Genomic DNA, 16,070 nt, shown 5'->3' on the forward strand with positions numbered 1-16,070 from the left:
AAGGTTCCTCCCTGGATTTTCGAGATCTGTGGTGAGCCAGGCGTCCTGACCGCAAGACACACGCCCGCTGCACGGCAAGGTGCCGGCACCAATCCTGGGCCGCGCCGATACCGATGGACCATCGAGGGATCGGCCGGGTTTCCGCCCCGGCGCTCCCGATCGCCGGCTATTTCAGCTTTTCAAACCGTGTAAAGGCCATGGTGAGCGCATCAACAATCTTGTCGACATGCTCGGCAGCCATGACGAGCGGTGGTGACATGATGATCGTGGCGCCGGCAGGCCGCACGATCACGCCCTCCTCGCGCGCGAAGGCAGCCACCGCCTCGCCGAAGCCCGTCCCCGGATCCAGGGGCTGACGGGTCTTCTTGTCGGCGACAAGGTCGATGCCGACCATCAGGCCCTTGCCGCGCACCTCGCCGACGATCGATGACAGGCCGGGCAGGTGCTGGAGCCCGTCGAGCAGGCGCTTGCCCTGCACCGCCGCGTTGGCCGGCAGGTCCTCACGCTCCACGATCTCCAGCGCGGCGATGCCGGCGGCACAGGCGAGCGGATGCCCCGTCGCGGTATAGCCGTGCATGATGAAGCCTTCGGGCGTGACGCCCTGATACCAGGCGGACGCGACGCGCTTGTTGAGCACGGTGGCACCGAGCGGGATGTAGCCGGCGGACAGACCCTTGGCCAGGCACATGATATCCGGCTTCACACCCCAGCCCCGCGCGCCGAACATCGATCCGCTGCGCCCGAACCCCGTGACCACCTCGTCGGAAATCAACAGAACGCCGTAGCGGTCGAGCACCTCGCGCACCTTCGGCCAGAAGCTCGCCGGCGGAACGATGACGCCACCGGCACCCTGCACCGGCTCGGCAATGAAGGCAGCGACCGTGTGCGGTCCCTGATGCAGGATTTCGCGCTCGAGAAGCGTGGCGACGATGCCGGCAAGTTCCTCCGGATCCTGTGTCCAGGCATTGCGGTAGGGCCAGGGGGTATCGATCTGGAAGCACCCCGGCAGCAGCGGTTCGTAGGACGAGCGGTAATAGGTGCTGCCGTTGACGGAAACGCCGCCGAAATGGACCCCGTGATACCCCTGCTTGAGCGAAATGAACTTGCTGCGCAGCGGCTCGCCGACGAGCCGCCAGTACTGCCGCGCCAGTTTCAGCGCCGTCTCGACCGCGTCAGACCCGTTCGCCGAGAACAGAACCTTGTCTGCGTCCTCCTCGGCTGCCATCCCAATGATCTTCGCAGACAGCTCGATTGAGGGGCCGGTCGTGGTACCGGCGAAGGAGGAGTAGTAGCTGATGCGGTCCATCTGGGCGATGATCGCGTCCTTCACCTCCTTGCGATTGTGACCGACATTGACGTTCCACAGACCGCCAATGCCGTCCACATAGGTCTTGCCATCGATATCGGTGACATGGACCCCGTCGCCATCGGTGATGATCTGGGGCGGGTGCTCGCGCGAAAGCAGCGGGTGGATCATCGGGTGCAGTTGGTGCTTCGTGTTGTGCTCACGAAGGAAATTGTCGCGCCTGTCCAGCATGGTGTTGCCCTCCTTCAGCGCCGGCTCGGCCCGGCTTTCTGCTTCAGCCGACTGCGATGCAGACGGATTTGGTCTCGAGATAAGCGTCGAGCGCGGCACTCCCGTGCTCCCGGCCGAGACCCGACTGCTTGACGCCGCCGAACGGCATGTTCTGGTCGGGAAGATTATGGGTGTTTACCCAGACCGTTCCGGCCTGGATCTTCGGTACGTGGCGCAGAACCTTGTTGAGGTTGGTGGTCCAGATCGAGGCGCCGAGCCCATAGCGGGTGTCGTTGGCAAGACGGATCGCCTCCTCCGGCTCCTCGAACGGCGTCACGGTGACGACGGGACCGAACACTTCGTCCTGCATGATCGCCATGGACTGGTCGACATTCGTGAAAATCTCGGGCCGGACGAAATAGCCATCGCCGTCATACGCTTCGGCCGCGACCACGGGCCTTGCACCTTGCTCGAGGGCACGCGAGATGCAGGCGCTGACATGCGCGCGGTGCCGGGCCGACACCAGCGGGTTGATCTGGTTTGCCGGATCAAGACCCGAGCCCATCGGCAGCGAGGCAGCAATGCCGGCGAAGGTCTCCACGACCCGATCATAGATGCCTTTCTGCGCATAGATGCGAGACCCGGCGCAGCAGGTCTGCCCGACATTGAAAAAGGCGCCGATCCCGGCCGCAATGCCAAGCTGATCGAGATCCATGTCGTCGAACATGATCATCGGCGCCTTGCCGCCGAGTTCGAGCGTGACGCGCTTCACATCCTGCATGGCGCGGGCGCCGATCAGCTTGCCGGTTTCGGTGGACCCGGTGAAGGCGATCTTGTTGACACCGGGATGGGCGACGAGCGCAGCCCCCGCTTCCTCTCCCGTGCCAGTCACCACATTGACGACACCTTCCGGAAAGCCGGCCTCAAGGCACAGTTCGGCAAGACGAATGGCGGTCAGCGGCGTTTCCTCGGCCGGCTTCAGCACCACCGTGCAGCCGCAGGCGAGTGCCGGTGCGATCTTCCAGCAGGCCATGTTGAGCGGGAAATTCCACGGGGTGATCGCGGCAACCACACCGACCGGCTCCTTGCGGGTATACGCTTGGTATCGCGCGCCGGGCGGTACGGCGATCGACACATCGATGGTCGAGCCGGTGATCTTGGTGGCCCAGCCGGCCATGTAGCGCACATATTCCGCCGACGCGCCCACCTCTATGAGGCGCGACAGCATGACCGACTTGCCGTTGTTGAGCGTCTCGAGCTGCGCCAGTTCCTCGCCGTTTTCCTCGATCAGATCGGCGAGCTTCAGCATCAGGCGCTGGCGTTGGGCGGCGAGCATGGTCGACCATTCCCCGTCGAGCGCGGCGCGCGCGGCCCGGACCGCACGGTCGACATCCTCGGCCCCGCCGCGGGGTACGCAGGCAAGCTCCCGCCCGGTCGCCGGATCGTAGACCGTGATGCTCTCACCCGAGGCGGCACGCTCGCGGTGCCTGCCGACGACCATGCGGATGTCGGACCCGATGAACGAGCGAACGGCGGGCGAAATTTCCTCAACCGGCTTGTCTGGCTGCGCGATGCGCATGTCGCACTCCCTCCATGATTGGCGCCCCTCAGCGCCGCAATTTTTATTTCACTTATAAGATTATGCTACATCATATTATGGTTGGATTGCAAGCGGGGCTCAGCTACGGTGCCCCGAGAGGGCGATTGACGGAGACACCGGCAGCAGCATCGGTCCCGCGGCGGATGGTCAGGCGGTGTGGCGCGTTGACATACTTAACTGATAAATCTATGCTGCTGCATACTATTATAGGGAGACTCCAGCTATGGCTGAACGCTCATTTGCTCGCGAGGTCGAGGATCTGCGCCTGTCGGATGGGGAAATATTCAGCGGCGAAGGAATCCTCGCCATCACCAAGGCCCTGCTGCAGTCCGGCGTGTCCTATGTCGGCGGCTACCAGGGCTCGCCCATTTCGCACCTGATGGACGTGCTGGCCGATGCCAAGGACGTGCTCGACGAGCTCGACGTCATCTTCCAGAGTTCCGCCAACGAGGCGACGGCGGCCGCGATGCTGTCCGCCTCGGTGATGTATCCGTTGCGCGGGGCCGTGGCATGGAAGTCGACCGTCGGCACCAATGTCGCCTCCGACGCGCTGGCCAATCTGTCGTCCGGCGGGGTCACCGGCGGCGCGATGATCATCATCGGCGAGGACTACGGCGAGGGATCGTCGATCATGCAGGAGCGTACGCACGCCTTCGCCATGAAGTCGCAGATGTGGCTGCTCGACCCGCGTCCCGACCATACCTGTATCGTCGACCTGATCGAGAAGGGCTTCCAGCTCTCGGAAGCCTCCAACACGCCGGTGATGCTGGAGGTGCGGGTGCGAACCTGCCACATGCATGGCAGTTTCGTCGCCAAGGGCAACGTCAAGCCGGTCTTCACGCTGAAAGACGCCCTCAACAATCCCAAGCGGGATCTCAGCCGCATCGTTCTGCCGCCGGCGGCCTACGAGCACGAGCAGGAGAAGATCCACAAGCGCCTGCCCGCCGCCATCGACTTCGTGCGCGACAACAAGCTGAACGAGTGGATGGGCCCGAGCGAAGGGAAGATCGGCATCCTGATGCAGGGCGGGATGTACAACAGCGTCATCCGCGCACTTCAGTATCTCGGACTTTCGGATGCCTACGGAAACACCAAGGTTCCGCTCTACGTCATGAACGTCACCTATCCGGTCATCGACACGGAGGTCGCCGAATTCTGTCGTGACAAGGATGCGGTGCTGATGGTCGAAGAAGGTCAGCCCGAATACCTGGAGCAGGCCATCAATACCGTGCTGCGGCGACGCGACATCAACACGCGGGTTTCCGGCAAGGATGTCCTGCCGATGGGCGGCGACTACACCGCCCAGGTGCTGATGCAGGGGATCGAGACGTTCTTGGCAACCAACAACCCGCACCTTCTCGGCAACCGCCCGCCCCTGCCCGACCCGAAGCCAGTGCTCGCCCTGCCCGAGGTGCAGCGCCTGCAGACCGTCGTACCACCGCGCCCACCCGGCCTGTGCACCGGCTGTCCCGAGCGACCGATCTTCGCCTCCATGAAGCTGGTGGAAGAGGAACTGGGAACGCACCATGTCTCGGCCGACATCGGCTGCCATCTGTTCTCGATCCTGCCGCCCTTCGACCTCGGCGCGACCACGATGGGATTCGGCCTTGGCCCGGCCTCGACCTCGGCCTTCAACGTCAAGGCCGACAAGCGCTCGATCGCGATAATGGGCGACGGCGGCTTCTGGCATAACGGGTTGACCAGTGGCATCGGCAACGCCGTCTTCAACAAGCACGACGGCGTTTTCGTCATCGTCGACAACTACTATTCCTCCGCGACCGGCGGCCAGGACATTCTCTCCTCGCGCGCCCAAAACGCAAATCGGAGCACCAACAACTCCATTGTCGAGGCGCTGCACGGCATCGGCGCCAAATGGGTGCGCCAGATCGACCGGACCTATGACGTCACCAAGATGCGCGACACGTTGAAGGAGGCGCTCACCACCAAGGAGGAAGGTCCGAAGATCATCGTCGCCTCGTCGGAATGCATGCTCAACAAGCAGCGCCGGGTGAAGCCGCAGATCGCCAAGGCCATCAAGGGCGGCCAGCGCGTGGTCAAGGAGCGTTTCGGTGTCGATGAGGATGTGTGCACGGGAGACCATGCTTGCATACGGCTCTCGGGCTGCCCATCGCTGTCGGTCAAACAGTTGGACGACCCGCTGCGCGACGACCCCGTCGCCTCGATCGACAATTCCTGCGTCGCCTGCGGCAATTGCGGGGAGGTGGCGGAGGCTGCCGTGCTCTGTCCCTCCTTCTTCCGCGCCGACGTGATCCACAACCCGACCCGCTGGGACAAGTTCAAGGCGAGCCTGACCATGGCAGTCATCGGGGCCCTGCAAAGGAGGCGCACCATGCGCCGTATCCAGTTCAGCGCGGCCAGCACATGAAAGACGACACAGTCAAGCTGACGCTTCCGGCGGCCGGCCCGGCGACGGAGCGTCCGATCTCCATCGCCATCGTGGCGATGGGCGGGCAGGGCGGTGGTGTGCTCACCGACTGGATTGTGAAACTGGCCGAGAACCAGGGCTGGGTTGCCCAGTCGACATCCGTACCGGGTGTGGCGCAGCGGACCGGGGCCACTATCTACTATGTCGAGATGATGCCGCCGCTCGACGGACGCAGGCCCATCCTTGCCCAGATGCCGACGCCCGGGGATGTCGATGTGGTGCTCGCGTCGGAGTTCATGGAAGCGGGCCGGTCGATCCTGCGAGGAATCGTCACGCCCGACCGGACCACGCTGATCGCCTCCAACCATCGCTCGCTGGCCATCACCGAGAAAATGGCCCCCGGCGAGGGGATTGCCGACAAGTCCGCTGTCTCGCAAGCGATCGGCGTGACGGCACGGCGCGAGATCGTGTTCGACATGGACGCCCTGGCCGTCAGGAACGGCAGCGTCATCTCGGCGGCGATGTTCGGTGCGCTTGCCGGTGCCGATATCCTGCCCTTCGGCCAGGACGATTACCTGACCGTCATCCGCGAAGGCGGCCGAGGCGTGGAAGCGAGCATCCGCACCTTCGAGGCAGCATATACCCGCGCCAACTCGGGCGCGGCGCCTGCGCAGACGGGTGAGCAACCCGAGGGGCCGCCTGCGGAGGCCGCCACTGTCGACCCTCGTTTCCTCCCTTTGCTGACCCGCCTGCGCGAGACCCTGCCGGACGCCGCCCATGCGATGGCCGAAGCTGGCCTGCGCAAGGTCGTCGACTATCAGGACCTCGACTATGGGCGCGAGTATCTCGACCTGCTCGATCGGCTGCACGCCGCCGACGCGGAGGCGGGGGGAGCCGGCGAGGGCCATCTCTTCACGGTGACCGCGGCCAAGTATCTGGCAAATGCCATGGCCTATGACGACGTCATTCGCGTGGCGGACCTGAAGACACGCGCGCAACGGCGAGCGCGCATCGAACGGGAGATGGGCCTGCGGGAGGGTCAGGTGCTCCAGACGACCGAGTTCATGCATCCGCGCATGGAGGAAGTGAACGGCCTCCTGCCCGCCCGGCTCGGTCGCTGGATCGAAGCGCGACCGCGCCTCTTCGCCTGGCTCGACCGGCGGATCAGCAAGGGGCGACGGGTCAGGACCTACACCTTGCGCTGGTTCCTGATGCTCTACCTCGTGAGCAGCCTGCGCTGGCTCCGGCGCCGGTCGTTGCGCCATGAGGTCGAGACGGCGCACCGGGATGCCTGGCTCGCAGCCGCCACCCGCGCACTGGCGAACAATTACCAGCTCGGCGTGGAAGTTCTCCAATGCCGGCGCCTCGTCAAGGGCTACTCCGACACCCATACCCGCGGCCTCTCGAAATTCGACAAGGTCGTGGCCACGATCGCCCTCCTGGAGGGACGCGCGGACGCTGCAGACTGGGCGCGACGCCTGCGAGAAGCCGCGATCCGGGACGCGTCCCAGAAGCAACTGGACGGCACGATAGCAACCATAAAGTCATTCCTATGAACAAGCCCCTCGAAACTCCGGTCGCCTCCCGGCCGATCCCGCTTCTTCTCAAAGACCTCAAAAACGGACTTTGGTCGACCGCAACGAAAATCCGGTTCGGACACTGCGACCCGGCAGGCATCGTCTACACGCCGAAGTTCTTCGACATCTTCAATGTCGTCATCGAGAAGTGGTATGAGCATGCGCTCGGCATCGACTATTACGAAATCATCGGTGCGCGGCGCGTCGGTCTTGGATATGTGAATGCGCATGCGGATTTCTTCGCGCCCTGCCGGATGGGCACGACGCTCGACGTGGCCATCGACGTCGAGCGGGTGGGGACATCCTCTTTCAACCTGTTGCTTCATGCTTTCAACGGAGAGAAAGAGGCCCTGAGAGGACGTTTTACGGTTGTCACGACGAGCCTTGACAACCATCGCCCGACCGCGATCCCGGAAGACCTGCGTGCCGCCTTGCTTATTTATGCAAAATCATGAAGTAAGGGACCGGAATCGCACGTGATGCCGGAGCCGAATTCGGGCGGCATTGAACCGGAACCTCCCGACAGATGCGAGGGTCGCAGTGGGCAAGACTATCAGCGAGGGCAAGGGTCTGGACAGGAGCAGAGTTGAAACACGGATCTGGTTGTCGGTGCTTTCGCTGGAAAGCGAGATTTTCTCGAAATTGAATGGCGCCTTGAGCGCTCAATTCGGCATTTCTGTCGCCAAATTCGAGTTTCTGGCGCAGATCGAGCGCTATCCTGCCGGCATCAGCCTCGGGCAGATCTCAGCCAATCTCAAGGTCACGAGCGGCAACGTTTCCGGGCTGGTCCGGCGCCTGCTTGCGGACGGGCTCATCACCAAGACCATGTCGCAGGAAGATCGACGGTCCTTCATCGTGCACTTCACCCCGAAAGGCAAAGAGCTTTTCGACAGGGCTAATGCCCTTCACGCCGAGACGCTAGCGCGCTGTTTCGCCGAGGTGCCGTTGCCAGAGTTGGAAAAGGCGCTTACGACACTCAGATTGCTGTCTTCAGGCATACAGGGACGCCGAAATGACTAAGGCCGGACGCGCCAGCAAAGACATGTCGGGCGCGAGCACATCGGAGCCTTTCAGCACTGTAGAGGAGTTGCGCAATTACATTCCGTACTTGCTGAACCTGGTGACGAACCGTTGGAATCTCGATCAGAACCGGGATCTCAACGAGCACGGGATTAACAGTACCGTGCTGCGGACCCTTTCCGTTCTCAATATGCACCCGACACTGACCGTCAACGAGATTGCCGCCTATGCCGTTATCGAACAGTCGAATGCCAGCAGGACAATCGATTTGATGGTCGCGGACGGGCTGGTTCAGCGGCAGATTTCGGAGAAGGACCTTCGCCGCCGCGAAATTGTCCTGACCGACAAGGGGCGGAGCCTTCTCCACACGCTTTGGCCGCTCATGGTTTGCAACCATCAACGCCTGATCGCCGGGATTCCGGAGAAAGACCTGAAAACCTGCGTCAACACGCTGAAGACGATGATCCGCAATCTCGGCGAAGCCGCGTCCTGAGCCGGTTCGCGGTCGCCAGTGAGGCGAAGCCGCGTGGTCCCACCACCGGGCTCACCGCCCGGCGGTCAGCGCGATCACCCTGAGCGGACTCCCCGACCCTCCTTCGATCTTGAGCGGGGCGGCGACGATCACCGCCCCGAATGTCGGGAGCTGGTCGAGATTGCGCAGGCATTGCAGGCCGAAGCGGCCGTTGCCGTGCAGGATCGTATGCGCCGGCAGGGGCGGTTCGAACCCGAACCCCTGGCCGGCATCCGTTCCCACGGTTTCGACGCCGAGACCGATGCAGTCGCGCTCCTTCACTAGAAACGTCACCGCCTCCGCGTCCGGCCCGGGAGAATGCGCGCCGTCGTCCTTGAGATTCAGATAGTCGGGCGTCCCCACCCGCTTGTGCCAATCCGTGCGCAGCAGGATCCAGTGGCGAGCGGGAATGGGACCATGTGTGCGCTCCCAATCCTCCAGGAAGGCGCGCGTCAGCACGAAATCGGCATCGGCCGCCGCCTGACGGGAAATGTCGATGACGACCGCGGGGGCGACGAAGTTTTCCGGCGCGACCGTATCGACGGTACCGTTCGCCACGTCCTTCCCCGAGATCCAATGCGCCGGCGCATCGAAGTGGGTGCCCGTGTGCTCGTTCATCGAGAAATTGTTCCAGTACCAGGCCGGCCCATTCTCGTCATAGCGCGACACGGTTTCCATACGGAACGGCTGGCACTGGCCGAATTCCGGTGGCAGCGCGATGACGGGGAAGTCCGGACTGAGCGTGTTCGTCAGGTCCACCACCTTGATCGACCCGCCGGCGATCGCCCCGACGAGGGACAGCAAAATCTCACCCGAAGCTGCGCTCATGCGATCGGTCCTCCACAGTGCCAGATGACACCCCATCATCGGTCGGCCCGTGCAGGACCGGATCCGCCCCCAAGGCAGATCCCGATGGTTTCCATGGCAATACATAGTCTTATGAATACACTTCCAGTGTCAACCAACGCCCGAGAGCGTCGGCTTTGCCGGCCTGCGAGGCGCCTACACGGGTTTCCGCGCAGCCGGCTCTTCCGCAGTCAGGGAATGATACTTGCGGTCGAACCAGATCAGTGTCTCGGCCGGCGCCGACGAGATCAGCATTCCCACCACCCTCGCATAGAACACCGAATGGCTGCCGATGGCCCGCCGTTCGACGATCCTGCAGTCGAAGGCGACCACGGCATCTTCCAGCACCGGCGCGCCGGTTGCCAGCGTGGACCAGGCCCCCGTTGCGAACCGGTCCTGATCGGTACGCCCGGCAAAGGCATTCGACAGTTCGATGTGGCGGCTGGCGAGCACGTTCACACACAAGTTGCCGTTGCCGTTGAAAACGTCGTGCGAGCGGTTCTTCTGGTTGACGCAGACGAGCAGCGTCGGAGGGCTGTCCGTGATCGAACAGACAGCCGATGCCGTCATGCCATGGCGCCCTTCGGGCCCATCGGAGGTGATCAGGTTGACGGCCGCCCCGAGGCAGCTCATGCCCTGTCGGAAGGTATCGGCATCCGCTTCCATGGTCTCTTCCTTTCGGTGAGGCTGTGCGCCTGCCTGATGTCACCGCATGAAAAGGCCGCAATTGACGTCCCAGCAGGCACCGGTCACGGAGGCCGCCTGAGGGGACGCGAGCAGCAGTATCATCAGCGCGACGAACTCCGGATCGCCCAGCCGGCCGACCGGAATGCCGGCAAGCAGGCTCGGCATCTTCTCGTCCGGAACGAGGGCATGCACCAGCGGTGTATCCATCGGCCCCGGCGCGACGGCATTGACGGTGACACCGAAGGGCGCGAGATCCCGCGCGAAGACCTTGGTCAATGTCAGGATCGCGCCCTTGGAGGCGGCGTAATGCGCACCGGTCGCCGTGCCGCCATTCTGCCCCGCCAGCGAGGCCAGATTGACGATGCGGCCGTAGCCCCTCGACTTGAAATAGCGGCCGAAAACCTGGCTGCCGGCAAAGACGCCGCCGGCATTGATCGCCATCACCTCGTTGAACTCGGCCGGGTCGATCTCCAGCAGCGGCCGGGCTTTGGTCACGGCCGCATTGTTGACCAGAACCTCGACGGTGCCCCAGCGCGCGACCGTCTCGTCCAGCACCTGCTGGAACTCCTGCGGCCGGCGGATGTCCAGCCGCATGGCAACGGCGGTTTCGCCGTCAGGATCCAGTTCGCTCGCCAGCCGGAACGCGGCATCCGCATCGACATCGCTGATGACGACGCGATTGCCCGCAGCATGGAACGTGCGCGCGACCACGGCTCCGAACCCGGCAGCGGCTCCGGTAACGATGGCAACCTGCGGCCGATCAGGAGAAGACATTGCCATAGCGATACCCCGCCGCCCCGCGACGCTCCCTGCAAGATGTGGATCGTGATTCCAGCGCCGTCCGGTCACAGATTGGCGGGCACTTCGAGGGCCCGGCCCATCCGGGCCTCGACACGACAATATTTCCAGAGCCGATAGTCGGTGTCGCCGACCGGGGTCGTGCGGAACAGGTTGCAGGCCTGTCGCACGGTCTCCCGGTCCGGCACGTCGGCCATGATATAGGCGGTCCAGGGGAAGCCGGCCGGCGACGTGCCGACCATGGTTTCGTCATCATCGAGCATGCCGAGGATCGTGACCCCGGGCAGTTCGGAGATCCCCTTCATCATCGAGCCGAACGCCTTCCAGACAGGACCGATCTCGGAGAACGGCAACTCGAAAAAGGTCTGCTGGACGGCAATGCAGAACAGCACGCGGATGGGTTTCTGGTCGGTCATCCTGATTGGTCTCCTTAAGGATAGCCTGGGGGTGTCGACTGGCTGAGCAACGCCGCGCCGGCGGAGGTCCAGGTGCCGGCACCGAGGAAGGCATGCTGCGCCACGGCAGCCGCGTCGATCATGCAACGCGATACGAGATGTCCCTTGCGAAGGGCCTCGGTTCCGGCCATCACGAACGCCATTCGGGTCGCTTCCGCGCCCGCATGCGCCGCCTCGGTGGCGCTCAGACGCAGGCGGACATGGGTGCCGCGATCGAGCTCCCGACCGGCGACGACGTCTTCCCACGCCTCTTCGATCGCGTCGTAGAAGAAGCTGCGCGCGCTACGCAGCCTTGCCTCGGCCTTGCCGAGATCGTTCTGGATATAGGGCCGGGCGCCGATCGGGGGCGCCCCCGTGATCGCCGGCTTCTCGGTTGCCTCGCGATGGATCCAGTCGAGGGCTTCACGCGCGGTTCCAAGCCCGACGACCGCGAGCACCTGCGCTGCCAGCGCCATCGACGGATATCGGAAGATCGGCTCGTCGCGCTGCGCCTTGCCGCCGCGGACGAAGGTCCACTCCTCCGGTACCACCACGCAGTCCGCCACGATGTCGTGGCTGCCGGTCGCAGTCAGGCCAATGGAGTCCCAGGTGTGCTTGATCGAGACCTTCTCGCGCGGCATGACCGCCATGCGCGGGAGACCTGACGAACTGCTTCCCTCGACGCGAATGCCCGCGCCGATCAGCGATGCGCCCATGCAGCCGGAGCAGTAGGGCCAGCGCCCCTGCACCTCGAATCCGCCTTCGACTTCTTCTGCCGGCTGCGGCGGAAAGATCGAGCCGGCAAACACGGTGTCGGGGTCCTTGCCGTAGATCGCCTCGTAGGTCGCAGGCGGCAAGGCTCCCAGATAGACCGCCGACACGCCGAAGCTTGCAACCCATCCGACCGAGGCATCCGCGGCCGAGATCGTCTCGATAAGCCGGCAGAAGGACGCCGGATCCAGCTCGTCGCCGCCAAGCTGCTTGGGAACGAAGGCCCGGTAGACGCCAAGCTTCTGGAGCTTTTCGACCATGTCGCGCGGAACATAGGTCAGCCTCTCGAACTCGTCGCGCCGGGCACGAATTTCACCCAGAACCTCCGAGAGGACAACGGGTCGCGCCACGTCCTTGGCGAGGGGTTTGTTCATCGGATCTCCTCCTGAATTTCGCGTTCCGCGTCGAGGCGGCATGCTGGCCGCCGGCCTGACCCGGCTCGTCGCCATCCTGCGCGTCAAAGCTGCTGCTTCTTGAGATGCCGCATGTCCTGCAGGGCACCCTTGGCCATCAGTTCCTCGACCTGGGCTTTCAACCCGGCGCGCTGGATCTTCTCGGTTGCCGTCAGCGGCAGCGCATCGACGAACGCGATCCAGCCGGGCACCTTGTAGTAGGCCATCCGCTCCAGCCCCCAGCGGACGAGGTCCTCGGGCTCCAGCCCTGGCCGCTCCAGGACGATCAGCGCCGCCACCTCATCGCCGCGCACCGGATCGGGCGTCGCCGTCACTCCGGATTGGCGGATCAGCGGGTGCTCATTGAGGACGGTCTCCACTTCCACCGCGGCGATGTTCTCGCCCGACCGGCGGATGACGTTCTTCTTGCGGTCGACGAAGTGCAGGTCGCCATCGCGGTCGCGCGACACCACATCTCCGGTGTGGAACCACCCGCCTGCCCATGCCTCGTCGGTCGCCTGCGGGTCCTTGAGGTAGTCGCGGAAAAAGCCGAAGCGGGGGTTCGGGCCAGCCCGCCGCACGAGCAGTTCGCCGGGCAGATCGCATTCGACGTCGTTTCCGGCCTCATCGACGATGCGCACCTCCACGTCAGCCGAGGGGCGGCCGAAGCAACTCGTTCCGATCTTGCGCGGCTCGCGATTGGCGCAGATGGCGCCGCCGCTCCCGGTTTCGGTCATGGCCCAGGCCTCGACCAGCGGAAAGCCGAACCGTTCTTCGAACGGACCGTGAAGCTGCTTGTCGACCCCGGCTCCGAAACCGAAGCGAACGCAGTGATCCCGGTCGCGCGGCGAGGCCGGCGCCCCCATCAGCATCGAGGGCATCACCCCCAGATAATGCAGACATGTCGCCCGGGTCTCGCGGACATGATCCCACCAGGTGGTGGGCCGAAAGCGATCGAGCAGGATCAGACAGCCGCCGACAGTCACCATGGCCATCACCGAAACCGCCATGGCGTTCATGTGGTATACGGGGAGCGGGGTAAGCATGCGGTCGCCCTCCCGCAGGGCCATCGTCCCGCCGATATCGCGGTACCAGTCTCCGGAATAGAGAAAGTACTCGTTGGTCAGCACGCAGCCCTTGGGGCGACCGGTGGTGCCGGAGGTATAGAGCAGGGCGCACTCGCTCGCGGCATCGCCCTCACCCTGGTCGCGCGGACCGTCGAAGGGGGCGGGGACCTGTTCACCGGGCGAGAACACCGGGATCGGCCGCCCGCTTGCCACCGAGGCAGACACGACCTCCGCCGAGCGCTCCGGAAGGACGAGCGCGGCCGTCATCTCGGAATGGGCGACGATATACTCGAGTTCGCTCCCGCGAAGATAGGAGTTGATCGGCACCACCGAGACGCCGAGCGCGTTGAGCGCGAACCAGGCCTCCAGAAAATCCGGCCGGTTCTTCAGCAGCAGCCCCACCCGGTGCCCGCGTCCGTAGCCTTGCTGGCGGAAGGCGGCTTTCCACGCTTCCACCCGTTGCAGCATGACCGCATAGCTGACGACGCCCGCCGCGACGCGATCCCCGCCCGCCGGCTCATCCAGAACCTTCAGGAAGGCGGCCTCACCCTTGGCAAGCGCGGTCGCCTGGAAACGCGAGAAGACCGACGCATCCCATGCCAGTTCGGAATGCAGATCCTCGACGCTGCCGTGCCCCTGCGCGCTCATGGTAGCCATTTGCCTCTCTGCAAATATGAGTTAGCATATGTTTAGTCATTTACAATTTTTTGTCAACGGGCGCTCCGCGGCCTGAAGGCATCGCTGGCTCCGTGCTGGCGGGCTGGCGTGCGTTCAGGCCCGGCCGGGCTATCGCCGCAACCGGTAGCCCGCCTTCTCGCGGTCCCACATATCGGGGGTTACGCCCTGCTCGCGCAGGGCGACCTTCCTGATCTTGCCGTTTTCGGTCAGCGGCATCTCGGACAGGAACCGCAGGAAGCGCGGCACCGCGAAATAGGCCAGCCTGTCTTCGCAAAATCGCATGATCTCGACCGGATCGATGACGGCGCCCTGTTTCGGCTGCAGCGCGGCCGCCACCTCGTCTTCCCCAAACTCCGACGGCACCGCAAACACCGCACTCGCCGCCACCAGGGGGTGACCCGAGAGGACCTGTTCCACCTCCCATGAGGAGACATTCTCACCGCGCCGGCGGATGGCGTCCTTGACCCTGTCGATGAAGCGATAGGGACCATCCGGCTCACGCACCACCCGGTCTCCGGTGTGGAACCAGAAATTGCGCCACGCCTCCACGGTCTTGTCCGGCATGTTGAAATAGCCGGTCGCGAAGGAGAAGGGCTCGACCGGGCGCAGCAGCAGTTCGCCGGCCTCCCCGTCAGGCAAAGGCGCGTCGTTGCCATCGACGATACGGGCCTCGGCCCCGTCCATCAGATAGCCCATGCTGCCGGGATGATCGGACGGAACAGGGCTGGCGAAGACGAAATTGGTTTCCGTCGACCCGTAGCCATCCACCAGCGGCACGCCGAAGCGCTCCAGAAAGGTTGCGTGGAAACGCTCGGGAACCCCACCCCCCAGCGCGACGCGGACCTGGTGCTGCCGATCCTCGGGCGCTTCGGGCCGGGACAGCAGGATCGCCGCCATCGCACCGAGCAGATAGGTCACCGTCGCCTGGTTTTCGCGAAGGCTCCTCCAGAAGCCGGACGCGGAGAATTTCGGCTCCAGGACATAGGTGCAGCCGTTGAGCAGGGCCTGGTAGAAGGCATTGAGGGCGTTGGTGTGAAAGATGGGAAGCGTCGTCAACAGGACGTCCCCTTCCTGGATGCCGAGCGCGCGCGCCGAATAGATGCCCCACCAGAACATCTGGGCCTGCGGACAGCACACCCCTTTCGACGGCCCGGTGGTGCCCGACGTGTAGAGGATCGCCACGGTGTCGCCCGGACCGAGGGCTGGTGCAGGCAGCGTCGGGTCGCCGGGATCGTCCACCAGCACAGTCCCGTCCTGGCCCCGCACACCTTCGGCGCCGATGTCCCAGACCATCGCCGGGATCACTTCGTCGGACACCGTCTCCAGAATGGGGCGGTGCACGACCTCGACCACGAGAAGCTTCGGCAGGGCATTGCCGAGCACATGCGCGAGCTGCGCGCCGCGAAAGGCCGTGTTGATCGGCGTCGCCACCGCACCAAGCCACCCGCATCCCAGATAGATCTGCAGAAACTCCGGCCGATTGCCGCAGATGATCGCCACCCGGTCGCCGGCGGTGACGCCGGCGTTCGCAAGCCTCTGCGCCCAGCGCGCGGCCGTCGCCGCCGTCTCGGCATAGGTCCACTGCGTCGGACCCGACTTGAACAGGACCCGGTCCGCATAGCCTTCGGCCTGACGTTGCAGGATTGTCGGCAGCGTCCGGTCCGCCGGCGCGAAGGCCGCCGCGATCCGGGCGTATCTGTCCCCGGCACTGGCGGCGCGGGAGGGCGTTTGGGTCTCGTCCATGTCGGTTCCCGTTTCCAGATTTCAGATCCTGTGCATGTGCGCCG

14 protein-coding genes are annotated in these 16,070 nt (G+C 64.4%); 5 read left to right on the plus strand and 9 right to left on the minus strand.

Annotated features, from left to right (window positions below; genetic code table 11):
• Positions 1–166: 166 nt before the first annotated feature.
• Together TSB10GB4_RS10020 and TSB10GB4_RS10025 are read right to left on the minus strand one after the other, a co-directional pair.
• Complete coding sequence (locus TSB10GB4_RS10020) at positions 167–1,537, minus strand: aminotransferase class III-fold pyridoxal phosphate-dependent enzyme (RefSeq protein WP_186395631.1); 1,371 nt, start codon at positions 1,535–1,537, stop codon at positions 167–169.
• 43 nt (positions 1,538–1,580) lie between these two features.
• The gene (locus TSB10GB4_RS10025) at positions 1,581–3,095 is read right to left on the minus strand and encodes an aldehyde dehydrogenase (RefSeq protein WP_186395632.1); all 1,515 of its coding nucleotides are present in this window, start codon (positions 3,093–3,095) and stop codon (positions 1,581–1,583) included.
• Between the two features lie 244 nt (positions 3,096–3,339).
• Here TSB10GB4_RS10025 and TSB10GB4_RS10030 point away from each other — a divergent pair, with 244 nt between their 5' ends.
• From TSB10GB4_RS10030 to TSB10GB4_RS10050, 5 genes are all read left to right on the plus strand, one after another.
• Entirely contained in the window at positions 3,340–5,502 is a 2,163-nt protein-coding gene (locus TSB10GB4_RS10030; protein WP_186395633.1) for an indolepyruvate ferredoxin oxidoreductase subunit alpha, read from the plus strand.
• Positions 5,499–7,058: an indolepyruvate oxidoreductase subunit beta family protein gene (locus TSB10GB4_RS10035; protein ID WP_186395634.1), complete on the plus strand. Its 1,560-nt coding sequence runs from the start codon at positions 5,499–5,501 to the stop codon at positions 7,056–7,058. Before TSB10GB4_RS10030 ends, TSB10GB4_RS10035 begins: the two co-directional genes overlap by 4 nt.
• Positions 7,055–7,534: a thioesterase family protein gene (locus tag TSB10GB4_RS10040; RefSeq protein WP_186395635.1), complete on the plus strand. Its 480-nt coding sequence runs from the start codon at positions 7,055–7,057 to the stop codon at positions 7,532–7,534. Before TSB10GB4_RS10035 ends, TSB10GB4_RS10040 begins: the two co-directional genes overlap by 4 nt.
• A gap of 85 nt (positions 7,535–7,619) precedes the next feature.
• Positions 7,620–8,099 (plus strand): MarR family winged helix-turn-helix transcriptional regulator, encoded by a 480-nt coding sequence (locus tag TSB10GB4_RS10045; protein ID WP_186386028.1) that lies wholly within the window; start codon positions 7,620–7,622, stop codon positions 8,097–8,099.
• Positions 8,092–8,592, plus strand: coding sequence for a MarR family winged helix-turn-helix transcriptional regulator (locus tag TSB10GB4_RS10050; protein ID WP_244570877.1), 501 nt, complete (start codon positions 8,092–8,094; stop codon positions 8,590–8,592). Before TSB10GB4_RS10045 ends, TSB10GB4_RS10050 begins: the two co-directional genes overlap by 8 nt.
• 51 nt (positions 8,593–8,643) lie before the next feature.
• Here the strand turns inward: TSB10GB4_RS10050 and TSB10GB4_RS10055 are convergent, their stop codons facing one another.
• The 7 genes from TSB10GB4_RS10055 to TSB10GB4_RS10085 form a co-directional block, all read right to left on the minus strand.
• The gene (locus TSB10GB4_RS10055; protein ID WP_186395636.1) at positions 8,644–9,438 is read right to left on the minus strand and encodes a cyclase family protein; all 795 of its coding nucleotides are present in this window, start codon (positions 9,436–9,438) and stop codon (positions 8,644–8,646) included.
• Between the two features lie 174 nt (positions 9,439–9,612).
• Entirely contained in the window at positions 9,613–10,122 is a 510-nt protein-coding gene (locus TSB10GB4_RS10060; RefSeq protein ID WP_186386025.1) for a flavin reductase, read from the minus strand.
• Positions 10,123–10,161: 39 nt separating this feature from the next.
• Positions 10,162–10,917: an SDR family NAD(P)-dependent oxidoreductase gene (locus tag TSB10GB4_RS10065; protein WP_208984648.1), complete on the minus strand. Its 756-nt coding sequence runs from the start codon at positions 10,915–10,917 to the stop codon at positions 10,162–10,164.
• Between the two features lie 71 nt (positions 10,918–10,988).
• The gene (locus TSB10GB4_RS10070) at positions 10,989–11,357 is read right to left on the minus strand and encodes a hypothetical protein (protein WP_186386023.1); all 369 of its coding nucleotides are present in this window, start codon (positions 11,355–11,357) and stop codon (positions 10,989–10,991) included.
• 14 nt (positions 11,358–11,371) lie between these two features.
• A complete protein-coding gene (locus TSB10GB4_RS10075; RefSeq protein ID WP_208984650.1) occupies positions 11,372–12,607 on the minus strand; it encodes an acyl-CoA dehydrogenase family protein in 1,236 nt (411 codons plus the stop codon).
• Positions 12,604–14,253, minus strand: a complete 1,650-nt coding sequence (locus TSB10GB4_RS10080; RefSeq protein ID WP_186395691.1) for an AMP-binding protein — start codon at positions 14,251–14,253, stop codon at positions 12,604–12,606. The genes TSB10GB4_RS10075 and TSB10GB4_RS10080 overlap by 4 nt, the downstream gene beginning before the upstream one ends.
• A gap of 138 nt (positions 14,254–14,391) precedes the next feature.
• Positions 14,392–16,026 carry an ATP-dependent acyl-CoA ligase gene (locus TSB10GB4_RS10085; RefSeq protein WP_186395638.1) on the minus strand — a complete coding sequence of 545 codons (1,635 nt, stop codon included), beginning with the start codon at positions 16,024–16,026 and terminating at the stop codon, positions 14,392–14,394.
• Positions 16,027–16,070 lie beyond the last annotated feature (44 nt).

Source organism: Stappia sp. TSB10GB4, assembly GCF_900185745.1.
Lineage (GTDB): Bacteria > Pseudomonadota > Alphaproteobacteria > Rhizobiales > Stappiaceae > Stappia.